The 13,922-nt window shown below is 64.6% G+C and carries 15 protein-coding genes; 7 read left to right on the forward strand and 8 right to left on the reverse strand.

What is annotated here, in order from left to right:
* The first annotated feature begins 87 nt into the window (after positions 1–87).
* On the forward strand, positions 88–702 hold the full coding sequence (locus TQ29_RS13070) for a TetR family transcriptional regulator C-terminal domain-containing protein (RefSeq protein WP_054540436.1): 615 nt from the start codon (positions 88–90) through the stop codon (positions 700–702).
* A gap of 3 nt (positions 703–705) precedes the next feature.
* Here the strand turns inward: TQ29_RS13070 and preA are convergent, their stop codons facing one another.
* Both preA and TQ29_RS13080 read right to left on the reverse strand, forming a co-directional pair.
* Positions 706–2,010, reverse strand: coding sequence for an NAD-dependent dihydropyrimidine dehydrogenase subunit PreA (gene preA, locus TQ29_RS13075; RefSeq protein ID WP_054539517.1), 1,305 nt, complete (start codon positions 2,008–2,010; stop codon positions 706–708).
* A gap of 17 nt (positions 2,011–2,027) precedes the next feature.
* Entirely contained in the window at positions 2,028–3,362 is a 1,335-nt protein-coding gene (locus TQ29_RS13080) for an NAD(P)-dependent oxidoreductase (protein ID WP_054539518.1), read from the reverse strand.
* Between the two features lie 289 nt (positions 3,363–3,651).
* Between TQ29_RS13080 and accB the strand changes: the two genes are divergently transcribed.
* The 3 genes from accB to aat are packed head-to-tail and all read left to right on the forward strand — an operon-like array spanning position 3,652 to position 6,139.
* Positions 3,652–4,131 (forward strand): acetyl-CoA carboxylase biotin carboxyl carrier protein, encoded by a 480-nt coding sequence (gene accB / locus TQ29_RS13085; RefSeq protein WP_054539519.1) that lies wholly within the window; start codon positions 3,652–3,654, stop codon positions 4,129–4,131.
* Between the two features lie 12 nt (positions 4,132–4,143).
* Positions 4,144–5,493 (forward strand): acetyl-CoA carboxylase biotin carboxylase subunit, encoded by a 1,350-nt coding sequence (gene accC / locus TQ29_RS13090; protein WP_054539520.1) that lies wholly within the window; start codon positions 4,144–4,146, stop codon positions 5,491–5,493.
* Positions 5,494–5,497: 4 nt separating this feature from the next.
* Complete coding sequence (gene aat, locus TQ29_RS13095; protein WP_054539521.1) at positions 5,498–6,139, forward strand: leucyl/phenylalanyl-tRNA--protein transferase; 642 nt, start codon at positions 5,498–5,500, stop codon at positions 6,137–6,139.
* On the opposite strand, the gene TQ29_RS13100 is transcribed toward aat, so the two are convergent.
* The 5 genes from TQ29_RS13100 to TQ29_RS13120 form a co-directional block, all read right to left on the reverse strand.
* Positions 6,103–6,456, reverse strand: coding sequence for a DUF2155 domain-containing protein (locus TQ29_RS13100; RefSeq protein ID WP_054539522.1), 354 nt, complete (start codon positions 6,454–6,456; stop codon positions 6,103–6,105). The two genes, aat and TQ29_RS13100, sit on opposite strands and share 37 nt — an antisense overlap.
* The gene (gene mlaD / locus TQ29_RS13105) at positions 6,453–6,920 is read right to left on the reverse strand and encodes an outer membrane lipid asymmetry maintenance protein MlaD (RefSeq protein WP_054539523.1); all 468 of its coding nucleotides are present in this window, start codon (positions 6,918–6,920) and stop codon (positions 6,453–6,455) included. Before mlaD ends, TQ29_RS13100 begins: the two co-directional genes overlap by 4 nt.
* A gap of 5 nt (positions 6,921–6,925) precedes the next feature.
* Complete coding sequence (locus TQ29_RS13110) at positions 6,926–7,309, reverse strand: NADH:ubiquinone oxidoreductase subunit NDUFA12 (protein WP_037211306.1); 384 nt, start codon at positions 7,307–7,309, stop codon at positions 6,926–6,928.
* Between the two features lie 137 nt (positions 7,310–7,446).
* The gene (clpX, locus tag TQ29_RS13115; RefSeq protein ID WP_054539524.1) at positions 7,447–8,715 is read right to left on the reverse strand and encodes an ATP-dependent Clp protease ATP-binding subunit ClpX; all 1,269 of its coding nucleotides are present in this window, start codon (positions 8,713–8,715) and stop codon (positions 7,447–7,449) included.
* 138 nt (positions 8,716–8,853) lie between these two features.
* Complete coding sequence (locus TQ29_RS13120) at positions 8,854–9,486, reverse strand: ATP-dependent Clp protease proteolytic subunit (protein ID WP_037211304.1); 633 nt, start codon at positions 9,484–9,486, stop codon at positions 8,854–8,856.
* A gap of 236 nt (positions 9,487–9,722) precedes the next feature.
* On the opposite strand from TQ29_RS13120, the gene TQ29_RS13125 reads away from it, so the two are divergent.
* The 3 genes from TQ29_RS13125 to TQ29_RS13135 are packed head-to-tail and all read left to right on the forward strand — an operon-like array spanning position 9,723 to position 13,252.
* Positions 9,723–10,928 (forward strand): ABC transporter substrate-binding protein, encoded by a 1,206-nt coding sequence (locus tag TQ29_RS13125; protein ID WP_054539525.1) that lies wholly within the window; start codon positions 9,723–9,725, stop codon positions 10,926–10,928.
* Positions 10,929–10,931: 3 nt separating this feature from the next.
* On the forward strand, positions 10,932–12,611 hold the full coding sequence (locus tag TQ29_RS13130; protein ID WP_054539526.1) for an ABC transporter permease: 1,680 nt from the start codon (positions 10,932–10,934) through the stop codon (positions 12,609–12,611).
* On the forward strand, positions 12,608–13,252 hold the full coding sequence (locus tag TQ29_RS13135; protein WP_054539527.1) for an ATP-binding cassette domain-containing protein: 645 nt from the start codon (positions 12,608–12,610) through the stop codon (positions 13,250–13,252). Before TQ29_RS13130 ends, TQ29_RS13135 begins: the two co-directional genes overlap by 4 nt.
* A 15-nt stretch (positions 13,253–13,267) precedes the next feature.
* On the opposite strand, the gene TQ29_RS13140 is transcribed toward TQ29_RS13135, so the two are convergent.
* A complete protein-coding gene (locus TQ29_RS13140) occupies positions 13,268–13,711 on the reverse strand; it encodes an ion channel (protein ID WP_054539528.1) in 444 nt (147 codons plus the stop codon).
* Between the last annotated feature and the right edge of the window lie 211 nt (positions 13,712–13,922).

Raw genomic sequence — 13,922 nt, forward strand, 5'->3', positions numbered from 1 at the left:
CGACTGAAATTTGGGCGGAATGTGAACGGGATGGCGGAAAAATCGGAACTGGACAGGCACAGCCGGCGGACCTTAAAGATCAATGATATGAACCACCCGAAACCGCGCACCCGAATTCAGCAGAAAAATACAGAGGCCATCCTGGAGGCCGCGCTGGATGTTTTTTCCCAATATGGTTTCCGGGGCTCCACGCTGGACCAGATCGCACAGGCCGCCGAACTGTCGAAACCCAACCTTTTGTATTATTTCCCCTCGAAAGAGGCGATCCACGCAACGCTTCTGGCCGGCCTTCTGGATACGTGGCTCGACCCGCTGCGCGCCATGGATCCCACGGGCGAGCCGGTTGAGGAAATCCTGGCCTATGTCCGCCGAAAACTGGAAATGAGCCGGGATTTTCCGCGCGAAAGCCGGCTGTTCGCCAATGAAATCCTGCAAGGCGCACCACGCATCAAAGATGCGCTCGAGGGGGAATTGAAAAACCTCGTCGACGAGAAATCCGTGCTCATCGCGCGATGGTCCGCCGAAGGCCGCATCATCACGGTGAACCCGCATCACCTGATCTTCTCGATCTGGTCGCTGACCCAGCACTATGCGGATTTCGACGTGCAGGTGCACGCCGTGCTGGGCGAGGACAGCGAAGCGCCCTTCGCAGAAGCCGAGCGTTATCTGGTAACCCTCTTCACCCGGCTTCTGACACCCTGAGCGCTATTCGGCGGCGCGCGCCGCCGGGTTGTTGGGATGGCTCGTCCAGTTGGCGTATTTCTCTGTCACGGTCTGGCCGGTGCGCGGGTCCACCTGCCCCGGTGCCACCTGTTCCATCGTGATGCACCCCTCGACCGGGCAGACATTGACGCACAGGTTGCAGGCCACGCATTCGTCATCCTGCACCTCGAACACCCGGTCTTCGGACATCGAAATCGCCTGATGCGAGGTATCTTCGCAGGCCGCGAAACAGCGGCCGCAGCTGATGCAGGCCTCTTGATCGATGCGCGCCTTGGTGACGTAGTTCAGGTTCAGATACTGCCAGTCGGTGACATTGGGCACCGCGCGGCCGACCACCTGCTCGACCGAAGTATAGCCCTTTTCATCCATCCACTCAGACAGGCCGGAGATCATTTCCTGCACCACACGGAACCCGTAGGTCATGGCCGCAGTGCAGACCTGCACATTGCCCGCGCCAAGGCTCAGAAACTCCGCCGCGTCGCGCCAGGTTGTCACGCCGCCTATGCCCGAAATCGGCAGGCCGGCGGTTTCGGGGTTGCGCGCGATCTCCGCCACCATGTTCAGCGCGATCGGCTTGACCGCCGGGCCGCAATAGCCGCCATGGGTGCCCTTGCCGTCGATCATCGGTTCGGGCGCCATCGTATCCAGATTGACCGCGGTGATCGAGTTGATCGTGTTGATCAGGCTCACAGCATCCGCACCGCCCCGTTTCGCCGCCTCGGCAGGATAGAGGATGTTGGTGATGTTCGGCGTCAGCTTCACGATTACCGGCATCCGGGTGTTCTGCTTGCACCAGCGGGTGACCATCTCGATATATTCGGGCACCTGGCCCACGGCGCTGCCCATGCCGCGCTCTGCCATGCCATGCGGGCAGCCGAAGTTCAGCTCGATCCCGTCGGCGCCGGTCTCCTCGACATGGGGCAGGATGGCCTTCCAGGCCTGTTCCTCGCACGGCACCATCAGCGACACCACAAGCGCCCGGTCGGGATAGTCACGCTTGACCGATTTGATCTCGCGCAGGTTCACCTCCAGCGGGCGATCGGTGATCAGTTCGATATTGCTCAGCCCCAGCAACCGCCGGTCCGCGCCCCAGACCGCGCCATAGCGCGGGCCGTTGACGTTGACCACCGGCGGGCCCTCTTCGCCCAGGGTCTTCCAGACCACGCCACCCCAGCCGGCCTCATAGGCGCGGCGGACGTTATATTCCTTGTCCGTCGGCGGCGCCGACGCCAGCCAGAACGGGTTGGGCGATTTGATGCCCACGAAGTCGGTCGAGAGATCAGCCATCTGCGTTCTCCTTCTTCTCAGCCCATCAGGCTGGCATGAATGTCTTCTGCGGCGTCGCGGCCTTCGGCCACCGCCGTCACCGTCAGGTCGTCGCCGCCCGTCGCGCAATCGCCCCCGGCCCAGATGCCGGGCAGGTTGGTCCGGCCCGCGCCTGTCACAGCGATCTTGCGCCCCGAAAGCTGCAGCCCCTCGGGCGTGCCCTCCAGTGTCTGGCCGATCGCCTTGAACACCTGATCGGCCTTCAGCCGGAACGTCTCTTCGGTCAGGCGCAGCCCTTCCTCGGTTTCCTGGGTATAGGCAAACTCCACCGCCCTGACGGCGCCATTGCCGATGAACCTCACCGGCGCGGCCCCGGTGATGATGCGCACCCCCTTGGAGGCCGCGTGATCCTGCTCATGCTCGCTGGCACTCATGTGGTCGCGATCGCGGCGATAGACCATCGTCACATGTTCCGCCCCCAGCAGCTTGGACTGAACAGCGGCATCAACCGCCGTCATCCCGCCGCCGATCACCACCACGTCGCGCCCGACCTCAATATTGGCAAGTGTCGCCGCCTGCCGCAGTTGCGCGATGAAATCAACTGCATCCTGCACATGGGATTTCTCTTCGCCCTCCGTCCGCAGCGCGTTCACGCCCGACAGACCGATGCCGAGGAACACCGCGTCATATTGCGCGCTCAGCCCCTCAAGCGACAGTTCGCGCCCCAGCGATTTGCCGGTTTCGATGGTGATGCCGCCGATCTGCGTCAGCCACGCCACCTCTTTCTGCGCATAGTCATTCACCGTCTTGTAGGCCGCGATGCCGTATTCGTTCAGCCCGCCGGGCTTGGCCCGCGCGTCGAACAGCACCACGTCATGCCCCCGCATCGCCAGCCGGTGCGCGCAGGCAAGCCCCGACGGCCCGGCCCCGACCACGGCAACGCGTTTGCCTGTAGGCGCGGCGCGGGTGAACGGATGCACGCCCGCCGCCATCAGCGTATCGGTCGCGAAGCGCTGCAGCCGGCCAATCTCCACCGGTTTGCCCTCGGCCACCTCGCGCACGCAAACCTCTTCGCACAGCTGCTCGGTCGGGCAGACTCGGGCGCACATGCCGCCCAGGATATTCTGCTCGAAAATCGTCTTGGCCGCGGCCTCGGGGGTTCCGGTCTGGATCTCGCGGATGAACATCGGGATATCGATGGAGGTCGGGCAGGCCGTCACGCAGGGTGCGTCATGACAGAAATAGCACCGGTCGGCGGCCACTGCGGCCTCATGCGCATTGAACGGCGGCATCTTGTCTGCGAAATTGTCGCGATACGCGTCGGCCTGCAAACGTCCGGGCGCCACACCCGGGGTCAGATGACTGTTTGCCAATCGAAATCTCCCTGATAGTCCTGCATTTGTCAAACCGTGCCACGGGCGATTATTTTGATCAAACGGTAAATTTTAAACGCGAGACTTAAGCGTCGCGCTGGTCAAATCCGCCCCGAAATCCGCCGCGCCTGCCCGAAAAACAGGCAGCATGGCGGGCAATCCCGTGGGCCAGACCCAACATCAATGGGCAACAGGCGCTTTTCTCTGGCCAATCGCTCGCGTATAAGCGGCGCAAACACGAGGCGCAGACCCGCCGGGAGCGGGCGCAGGAACACCGATCGAGGATGGTATGACGAAACATTCCCATGACGCGGATGTGGCCTTTATCCAGGCCCTGGCCGAACTATTGCGTGAAAACGACCTGACGGAGCTTCAGGTCAAACGCGAATATGCCGAAGCCGACAGCCTGGATGTCCGCGTTTCGCGCGCCGGCCCGGCCGTGGCACCGGCGGCCGCGCCCGTGGCCGTGGCACCGGCGGCCGCCGCCCCGGCCCTAGCCCCCGCCCCGGCGCCGAGCGAAGATCCGGCGCAATTGCCCGGCGCTGTCACCTCGCCCATGGTCGGCACGGCGTATCTGCAGCCCGAACCGGGCGCCAAACCCTTTGTGTCGGTCGGCGATCAGGTCGCCGAAGGGCAGACCGTGCTGATCATCGAAGCCATGAAAACGATGAACCAGATTCCGGCGCCGCATGCGGGCACCGTCAAGCGTATCTTCGTCGAAGACGGCGCGCCGGTCGAGTTCGGCGCGCCGCTGATGATCATCGAGTAAGGCCAGAGCCGCATGTTCGAAAAAATCCTGATCGCCAACCGGGGGGAGATCGCGCTGCGCGTGATCCGCGCCTGCCGCGAGATGGGCATCCGCTCGGTCGCGGTGCACTCCACCGCCGATTCCGACGCGATGCATGTGCGCATGGCCGACGAAACCGTGTGCATCGGCCCGCCGCCCGGCAACCAGAGCTATCTGTCGATCCCGGCCATCGTCTCGGCCTGCGAGATCACGGGCGCCGACGCGATTCATCCCGGCTATGGCTTCCTGTCGGAAAACGCGAATTTCGTGCAGATCGTCGAAGATCACGACATCGCCTTCATCGGCCCCACGGCCGAACACATCCGCATGATGGGTGACAAGATCACCGCCAAGGAAACCATGAAGGCCCTGGGCGTACCTTGCGTCCCCGGCTCTGACGGTGGCGTGCCGGATCTGGAGACCGCGCGCAAGGTGGCGGCCGAAATCGGTTACCCGGTGATCATCAAGGCCACCGCCGGCGGCGGCGGGCGCGGCATGAAACTGGCCAAGACCGCCAAAGACCTCGACACCGCCTTCCAGACCGCGCGTTCAGAAGCCAAAAGCGCCTTTGGCAACGACGAGGTCTATATCGAGAAATACCTCGGCGCGCCCCGGCATATCGAAATTCAGGTGTTCGGCGACGGCAAGGGCAACGCCGTGCATCTGGGCGAGCGTGACTGTTCACTGCAGCGCCGCCACCAGAAAGTGTTCGAAGAGGCCCCCGGCCCCGCCATCGACGCCGAAACCCGCGCCCGTATCGGCAAGACCTGCGCCGACGCCGTGGCCAGCATCGACTATATCGGCGCTGGCACGATCGAATTCCTGTATGAGAACGGCGAGTTCTATTTCATCGAGATGAACACCCGCCTGCAGGTGGAGCACCCGGTGACGGAGGCGATCTTTGGCGTCGATCTGGTGCGCGAACAGATCCGCGTGGCCGAAGGCCTGCCGCTGTCTTTCACGCAAGCCGAGCTTGCGCTGAACGGCCATGCCATCGAGGTGCGGATCAACGCGGAAAAACTGCCGAATTTCGCGCCCTGCCCCGGCAAGATCACCGCCTTCCACGCCCCCGGCGGGCTTGGCGTGCGGATGGATTCGGCGCTGTACGATGGCTATTCGATCCCCCCCTATTACGACAGCCTGATCGGCAAGCTGATCGTGCATGGCCGCGACCGCCAAGAGGCGCTGGCCCGTCTTGCCCGCGCCCTGGGCGAGCTGATCGTCGACGGGGTGGACACCACCGTGCCGCTGTTCCACGCCCTGCTGCAGGAGCCCGACATCCAAAGCGGCAACTATGACATCCACTGGCTGGAGCGGTGGCTGGAAAGCAACCTGAACACCTGACCGGATGGGCCGTCAGAACCTGACCCCCGAAGTCTTGCTGAACGCCTATGCCGCAGGCGTGTTCCCCATGGCCGAAAGCCGGGACGACCCAGAGGTTTTCTGGGTCGATCCCCGCCGGAGGGGGATCTTCCCCTTGGACAATTTCCACATTTCCAGATCGCTCCGCCGCAGAATTCTCAAAGAAGAATACAGTATTCGAACAAATACCGATTTCGCCGGCGTTCTGTGCGGCTGTGCCGAGCGTGACGAGACCTGGATCAACGACATCATCTTCGACCTCTACACCCAGCTTCACCGCGCCGGCTTTGCGCAGTCGCTCGAAGTGTGGCAGGACGGCGCGCTGTCGGGCGGGGTTTACGGTGTTACGCTGGGCGGGGCGTTCTTTGGCGAAAGCATGTTTTCACGCCGCACCGACGCCTCGAAAATCGCGCTGGCTTATCTGGTGGACCGGCTGCGCCAAGGCGGGTTCAGCCTGTTCGACACACAGTTCCTGACCCCGCACCTGAAAAGCCTCGGGGCGATCGAAATCAGCCGGGCCGAATATCACATGCTGCTGAACAGGGCTCTGCACCAGACCGCCGACTTCAACGCGCCAGCCACGCCTGACGCTCAGTTGCTCGTGCAGCGCAACACCCAGACATCGTAGCGCGGATGATCCAGCGCGCTGAGCGCCGGGCTGGAGGCGATCATCCAGCCTTCGAACACCGGCGCGTCGGCCCCCGTGTTGCGGATCGTCAACAAGGCGTAAGCGTCGCTGGAGGGGTTGTCGGCCGGAAAGCGGCATTCGCCCAGCGAGATTTCGATCCGTCCGTATGTGGCGGTCTGCCCGTTGGCCAGTTCGATATCCGAAACCGCCCCCGACACCCGGTCGAGCACACGGACCACACCGCCCGGCGCGGTTTCCATGAGATCCTGCGCCAATGCGGGTATTGCCAGAAGGCTTAGCGCAAGCGCGAGCCTCACTGCGGCGTCTCCTCGCTCGAACCCGAGGAAGTCACGAATTTCATCAGCAACGAGATCAGGCTGACGGAGCCCTGGGTATCCTCGATCTCTTCGCCCGGCTCCAGATCGACGGGCGAGCCGCCCGGCACGATCTCGATATAGTTGCCGCCCAGCAATCCCTCCGACGAGATCAGGATCGCGCTGTCGTCGGGCAGCACGATGCCATCCTTTACCGTAAAGCGCGCGTCGGCCCGGAAGGTTTGCGGATTGAGCGCGAGCGACGTGATCGTGCCCACCTTGACCCCGGCCATCTTGACGTCGGTACCGACGGCGATCCCCTCGACCGACCGGAAAGAGGCGCGCAGCTCATAGCTTCCGGTGGTGGAACCGCCGATCCCCGTTGCATTCATCATATAGGCCAGAAACCCCGCCGCCACTGCAAGAACGACGGCCCCGACCAGTACTTCTATCTTGTTTTCGGACATCTGCTCTATTCCGGCTGCCATGCTTCGTAATCACTGCGGGCGGCAGGGATCGTGCGGCGAATGGAACCGGCGGGCGCATAGGCCAGCGCAGTGCCGGTCAGGTTTTCGTGATGCGGCTTTTCCCAGGGTTTGTGAACCAGCGGGGCGTCGCCCGGGCGCTCGTCGAACGTGTGATGCAGCCAGCCGTGCCAATCGGGGCTGATGCGGCTGGCCTCGACCTCGCCGTTGTAGATCACCCAGCGCCGCTTGCCGTCGCGGGTTTCGTAAAACTGGTTGCCCTGTGCGTCTTCGCCCACCTTCACGCCCTTGCGCATGGTGAAAAGCTGGGTGCCCAGCGTCTGGCCGTTCCACCAGGTGAAGAGTCGAAGAACAGTGTTGAAGATGCCCATGAAACCCTCCGGCAGTCGCTCTGGAACATATGGACCATGTCACCGGCGAGGTCTAGGGGCAAGGGCCGCGCCATGATCCGCAAATGAAAAAGCGGGCACGAGGGCCCGCTTTCCTGTCTCTTCGGCAGCGCGGTATCCTAGCCCGCGCTGGCGCCCTCTTTCTTGTGATCGGCATAGATCATCAGCGGCGCGGCATCAGAGGTTACGGCCTCTTCGTTCACCACCACTTCTTCAACATCGTCCATCCCCGGCAGGTCGAACATCGTGTTCAGAAGGATGTCTTCCATGATCGAACGCAGGCCGCGGGCCCCTGTCTTGCGCTCGATGGCGCGCTTGGCGATAGCGCTCAGCGCATCTTCGGTGAAGGTCAGCTGGGTGTCTTCCAGCTCGAACAGGCGCTGATACTGCTTGACCAGCGCGTTCTTGGGCTGGGTCAGGATTGTCACCAGCGCGTCTTCGTCCAGATCGGTCAGCGTGGCGATCACCGGCAGGCGGCCGACGAATTCCGGGATCAGCCCGAATTTCAGCAGATCCTCCGGCTCCAGCTCGCCGAACATCTCGCCCACGCCGCGGCTGTCATTCTCTTTCACATCGGCGCCGAAGCCGATGGCAGAGCCCTTGCCACGTTGCGCGATGATCTTTTCGAGCCCCGCGAAGGCACCGCCGCAGATGAACAGGATGTTCGTGGTATCCACCTGCAGGAATTCCTGCTGCGGATGCTTGCGCCCGCCCTGCGGCGGAACAGAAGCCACGGTGCCTTCCATGATCTTCAGCAGGGCCTGCTGCACGCCTTCGCCCGACACATCGCGGGTAATGCTGGGATTGTCGGATTTGCGGGTGATCTTGTCGACCTCGTCGATATAGACGATGCCGCGCTGCGCACGCTCCACATTGTATTCCGACGCCTGCAACAGCTTGAGAATGATGTTTTCCACATCCTCGCCCACATAGCCCGCTTCGGTAAGCGTGGTGGCATCGGCCATGGTAAAGGGCACATCCAGAATCCGCGCCAGCGTCTGCGCCAGCAGCGTTTTGCCGCAGCCGGTGGGGCCGATCAGCAGGATGTTGGATTTGGCCAGCTCGATATCGCCACCCGATTTGGCCGCGTGATTCAGCCGCTTGTAGTGGTTGTGAACCGCCACCGAAAGCACCCGCTTTGCATGGGACTGGCCGATCACGTAATCATCCAGCACCTCGCAGATTTCCTTGGGTGTCGGCACCCCGTCCGAAGATTTCAGACCAGCGGCCTTGGTCTCTTCGCGGATGATATCCATGCACAATTCGACGCATTCGTCGCAGATGAATACAGTCGGACCGGCAATAAGTTTGCGCACCTCATGCTGGCTTTTGCCGCAGAACGAGCAGTAAAGCGTGTTCTTGGAGTCGCTGCCGGAGTTGTTCGCCATGTTCATCCTCTGAGGCTTGATCGTCTGTGCGGCGGTTCCGCGGAGTGGCCTGGGCTTTCGATATTCCCGATAGCCTAGGCCAGAGATTTTCCGGGCACAACGCCAAATTCGGCACTGCGCCCCTATGTTGCACCCTGCCTATTCGGCTTCGGGCTCGCCCTTGGCGCGGTTTTCGACGATCTCGTCGATCAGACCCCAGTCCTTGGCGTCTTCCGGCGACATGAAATTGTCCCGCTCCAGCGCATCCACGACCGTTTTCAGTTTCTGGCCGGTATGCTTGACGTAGATCTGGTTCAGCCGGTCCTTCAGCTTCTGGGTTTCCTGCGCATGGATCATGATATCCGTCGCCTGGCCCTGATAGCCGCCCGACGGCTGATGCACCATGATCCGGCTGTTGGGCAGAGAGAAACGCATCCCGTTTTCGCCCGCCGCCAGAAGCAGCGACCCCATCGAGGCCGCCTGCCCGATCACCAGCGTGGAAACCTTGGGCTTGATATACTGCATCGTGTCATAGATCGACAGGCCGCTGGTTACCACACCACCGGGGCTGTTGATGTACATCGAGATTTCCTTGGCCGGGTTTTCAGCCTCCAGATGCAGAAGCTGCGCCACGATAAGCGACGACATGCCGTCATGCACCGGGCCGGATACGAAGATGATCCGCTCTTTGAGCAGGCGCGAGAAAATGTCATAGGCCCGTTCCCCGCGCGAGGTCTGCTCGACCACCATGGGAACAAGGGTATTCATGTAGATGTCATATGGATCGTTCATATCGGCCTGCCTGTTGATTTGGGCATCCTAAGCCCGAGAAACCTGACAGAGTCTTAGGCCCGCGCCCGGGTGGCTGCAAGGCCCTGCCCGCCCACATTCTCGGCGCCGGCGCATGTCTGGCGGCGCAACCCATGCCAATTGTTACGAAATCCGGCGCGGTTCACACAGTTTTTTGTGTGGCGGCGTGATCGCGTCTTGGCCATACCTGTGTGGCCACGATACCGGAGACGCCCTTGATGAACCGCCTTTTTTCCGCCTTCGCCCTCGCCGTCTTCGCGCAGGGCGCGGCAGCCGATCCCGACCCCGCTGACTGGGATGCCGTCCTGCAGGACGCAAGGGGCCAGACCGTTTACTGGAACGCCTGGGGCGGATCGACGGCGACCAATGATTTCATCCGCTGGGCCGGCGATCAGGTGCAACAGCGTCACGGGGTTGTCGTGGAGCATGTGAAACTTTCCGATACCGCCGATGCCGTCAGCCGGGTTCTGGCCGAAAAGACCGCCGGAAAGGATGCAGGCGGCGCGGTCGATCTGATCTGGATCAACGGCGCCAATTTCGCGGCGATGAAAGAGGCCGGGCTGCTGTTCGGCCCCTGGGCCGAAAACCTGCCGAACTGGCCGCTCGTGGATATCGAGGGGAAACCGGCCGTCACCTCGGATTTCACCGTGCCGACAGAGGGGCTGGAAAGCCCCTGGGCCATGGCGCAGGTGGTGTTCTATCACGATAGCGCGCGCCTGCCCGAACCGCCCAGATCCATCCCCGCGCTGCTGGAATGGGCCGCCGCCCATCCCGGCCGCTTCACCTTTCCGCAGCCGCCCGATTTTCTGGGCACCACCTTTCTCAAACAGGCGCTGTACGGGCTGGCCGAAGATCCAGCGCTGCTGCAAACCCCGGTCGAGGAAACGGATTACGCCGCCGTCACCGCCCCGCTCTGGGCCTTTCTGGATGATTTGACGCCAAACCTGTGGCGCAGGGGCCGCGCCTATCCGCAGACCGGCCCGCGCCAGTTGCAGCTCATGGCGGATGGCGAGATTGATCTGGCCCTCTCCTTCAGCCCCGGCGAGGCATCGACCGCGATCGCCAATGGCGAATTGCCCGACACCGTGCGGACCTTCGTGATCGACGGCGGCACCATCGGCAATGCCAGCTTTGTCGCCATCCCCTACAACGCCACGGCCAAGGCGGGCGCGATGGTGCTGGCCGATTTCCTGCTCTCGCCCGAGGCGCAGGCTCGCGCGCAGGATCCCGCCGTGCTCGGCTATGGCACCGTGCTGGCGACCAACCGCCTTGATCCCGCCGACCGCGCCTTGTTCGACGCGCTCGAGCTTGGCATCGCCACGCTGACGCCGGTCGAACTTGGCCCCGCCCTGCCCGAACCGCACCCGAGCTGGGCCGTGGCGCTGGAAAAAGACTGGTCCGCCCGCTTCGGCGTGGCGCAATAGGCCATGCGCCTGGCCCCGGCGCTGACACTCGTACTGCTGCTCGGCCCGGTTCTGGCCGGGCTGGCGGGTACGCTGGCCCCGGCCTTGGGCCTGTTCCCGGCGCTGGGGGGAAGAAGCCTCAGCCTGGCGCCGGCCATGGCGTTGCTCGACTGGCCCGGCCTTGTGCCGGCGGCGCGGCTCAGCGTGACCACCGGGCTTGCCGCCACCGCGCTTTCGCTGGCCATCACCGCGCTGATCATGGCAGGCTGGTCGGGCACCCGCGCCTTTCGCTGGATGGAGCGTGCGCTGTCGCCGCTGCTGTCGGTACCGCATGCGGCGGCGGCCTTCGGCATCGCCTTTCTGATCGCCCCGTCGGGCTGGATCTCCCGCGCCCTGTCGCCCTGGGCCACTGACTGGCACCACCCGCCCGACCTGCTGATCGTGCAGGATCCGTGGGGCATCGCCATGGTGCTGGGGCTTGTCGCCAAGGAGGTGCCGTTTTTGCTGTTGATGACGCTGGCCGCCCTGCCGCAGGCGATGCCGCGCCGCAGCCTGACCATCGCGCAATCGCTCGGCTATTGCCGCGTCACCGGCTGGCTGAAGGCGGTGTTTCCCCGCATCTATGCCCAGATCCGGCTACCGGTCTACGCCGTGCTGGCCTATTCCATGTCGGTGGTCGATGTCGCCATCATCCTTGGCCCCAACACGCCGCCGCCGCTGGCCGTGCAGGTGGTGCGCTGGATGGGCGACCCCGATCTGACGATGCGGTTTCAGGCCGCCGCCGGGGCGGTACTGCAACTGGCCCTCGTGGTCGTCGTGCTGACGCTCTGGCGCCTGGGCGAAGGCGTTGCGGGGCGGTTGGGCAAAAGCTGGATCGCGCGCGGCGGGCGCGGCCGGTTCGACCACGCGCTGGGCCTGGCCGGCATGGCCGCCGCCACGCTGACCGCAGGCGCGGTGCTGCTGGGGCTGGCGGGCCTAGCGCTCTGGTCCGTGGCCGGCTTCTGGACCTTCCCCGACGCCTGGCCCGACAGCCTGACCCTGCGCGCCTGGATGCGCCACGCCCCCGGCCTGCGCGACCCTGTGCTTGAGACCGTGATCATCGCGCTGGCGGCCACGCTGATCGCGCTTGCCCTGACACTGGCCTGCCTGCAGGCCGAGCATCGCTTCGGCCTCAGCCCCGGCGCGCGCAGCCTGTGGCTTTTGTACCTGCCGCTGCTGATCCCGCAGATCGCCTTTCTGCCCGGCCTGCAGACCCTCGCGCTGATCGCGGGGGCGGATATGGGGCGCGGCGTGGTGATCCTGGGCCATGTGGTGTTCGTGCTGCCCTATGTCTTCCTGTCGCTCGGCGATCCGTTCCGCAAGTGGGATACGCGCCATGCCACCATCGCCGCCGCTCTCGGCGCCGCGCCCCGCCGCACCTTCTGGGCGATCCGCCTGCCGATGCTTTTGGCCCCGGTGCTGACCGCGGCCGCCGTCGGCTTTGGCGTGTCGGTGGGGCAATACCTGCCCACCCTGCTGATCGGCGGCGGCAGGGTGCAGACCCTGACGACCGAGGCCGTGGCGCTCGCCTCGGGCGGCGACCGGCGGGTGATCGGCATCTACGCGCTGGCGCAGACCGGGGTGGTGATCCTGGGTTTCGCCGCCGCGCTGCTGCTGCCCCGGCTTGCCTGGGCGAACCGCCATGCGCTAAGGGCGGCGGCATGACGCAAACCGGGCTTCGCCTTGAAAACCTTCGCATCCTGCGGCGCGGCCGGCAGCTTGTGGCGCTGGATACCCACGTGGCGCCGGGGGCGGTGCTGACGGTGATGGGCGCCTCGGGCGTGGGCAAATCCACCCTGCTCGCGGCGATCACCGGCACCCTGCCCACCGGGTTTCGTGCCGAGGGCCGGATCATCCTGAATGGCGAGGATATCTCCCGCAAAGCCCCCGAGCACCGCCATGTCGGCATCCTGTTTCAGGAGGAGCTGTTGTTTCCGCACCTTTCGGTCGGCGGCAACCTCGCCTTCGGCCTGCCGCCCCGCATCCGCGGCCGCGCCGCCCGCCGCACGAAGATCAAAGAGGCGCTGGACGATGTCGGGCTTGCGGGCTTCGCCGCGCGCGACCCCGCCACGCTTTCGGGCGGGCAGAAGGCGCGCGTGGCGCTGATGCGGATGCTGCTGTCGGAACCCAAGGCCCTGCTTCTCGATGAAGCCTTCGCCGGGCTCGACGCCGCCCTGCGCGCACAGGTGCGGCAACTGGTCTTCGACCGCGCCCGGGCCCGCGCCCTGCCGGTGCTGATGGTTACCCATGACGCGGCGGATGCGCAGGCGGCAGGGGGCCGCCTGATCGTGCTGGAGCCGCGCTGAGCGGGCGCGGGGCCGCTATCGCTCGTCCGCCTCGCCCTTGACCTGCTCGGACCTGACCCGGCGCAGCGTTTCCACCAGCATCGCGGTGAAAAGCCCCATGTTCAGCAGCCCGTTCGCCGCCGCCAGCCCGCCGAGGATGCGCCACTGATGCGGCAGCAGGATGTCGCCGAATCCCAGCGTGGTGAAGGCGACGATGGAGAAATAGGTGGCGGCCTCGAGCGCCGTGAAAATCCCCAGGAACAGGAAGGCCAGCGCCCAGACCCATACCGACAGCGTCAGCACCGCCAGGACCATCAGCACCGTCACCATCAAAACCACCGCCAGCTTGGGCGCATGCGGCCGCCGCACCAGCCATGGGCTGGCCAGGCTCACCAGCGCCTCCGCCAGCCAGAAGCCGGCGCCGGCGATCACGATGGTCACGAGGATCAGCACGGTTCCGATCGCAAGCTGATGCAGCAATTCCTTCCTCCCGGTCTGACGCGGCCGCCGGGCGGCAGGCTGCGGACAAGTTCGGAAACCTACTTCAGAATGTGCCCAAGGAGAACCTTGTAAAACCGGCGCACCCCCGGGATGCGACATTTTGGGCCGCAGCGCGATGCGCCGCGCGGCCCCGGCCTGGCGGCCCATTCGCCTTGAAAGCAGCGCTCTCGCAGCCGCCACTGCGCCCCGC

The sequence above is a fragment of the Actibacterium sp. EMB200-NS6 genome (assembly GCF_001305615.1).
Taxonomy (GTDB): domain Bacteria; phylum Pseudomonadota; class Alphaproteobacteria; order Rhodobacterales; family Rhodobacteraceae; genus Actibacterium_A; species Actibacterium_A naphthalenivorans.

Bases quoted from the DNA above. Each gene is read 5' to 3' on its own strand.
- accB (WP_054539519.1), top strand. From the start codon at position 3,652: ATGACGAAACATTCCCATGACGCGGATGTGGCCTTTATCCAGGCCCTG.
- TQ29_RS13120 (WP_037211304.1), bottom strand. From the start codon at position 9,486: ATGAACGATCCATATGACATCTACATGAATACCCTTGTTCCCATGGTG.
- TQ29_RS13130 (WP_054539526.1), top strand. From the start codon at position 10,932: ATGCGCCTGGCCCCGGCGCTGACACTCGTACTGCTGCTCGGCCCGGTT.
- TQ29_RS13135 (WP_054539527.1), top strand. From the start codon at position 12,608: ATGACGCAAACCGGGCTTCGCCTTGAAAACCTTCGCATCCTGCGGCGC.
- TQ29_RS13110 (WP_037211306.1), bottom strand. From the start codon at position 7,309: ATGGGCATCTTCAACACTGTTCTTCGACTCTTCACCTGGTGGAACGGC.
- accC (WP_054539520.1), top strand. From the start codon at position 4,144: ATGTTCGAAAAAATCCTGATCGCCAACCGGGGGGAGATCGCGCTGCGC.
- preA (WP_054539517.1), bottom strand. From the start codon at position 2,010: ATGGCTGATCTCTCGACCGACTTCGTGGGCATCAAATCGCCCAACCCG.
- clpX (WP_054539524.1), bottom strand. From the start codon at position 8,715: ATGGCGAACAACTCCGGCAGCGACTCCAAGAACACGCTTTACTGCTCG.
- mlaD (WP_054539523.1), bottom strand. From the start codon at position 6,920: ATGTCCGAAAACAAGATAGAAGTACTGGTCGGGGCCGTCGTTCTTGCA.
- TQ29_RS13070 (WP_054540436.1), top strand. From the start codon at position 88: ATGAACCACCCGAAACCGCGCACCCGAATTCAGCAGAAAAATACAGAG.
- aat (WP_054539521.1), top strand. From the start codon at position 5,498: ATGGGCCGTCAGAACCTGACCCCCGAAGTCTTGCTGAACGCCTATGCC.
- TQ29_RS13125 (WP_054539525.1), top strand. From the start codon at position 9,723: ATGAACCGCCTTTTTTCCGCCTTCGCCCTCGCCGTCTTCGCGCAGGGC.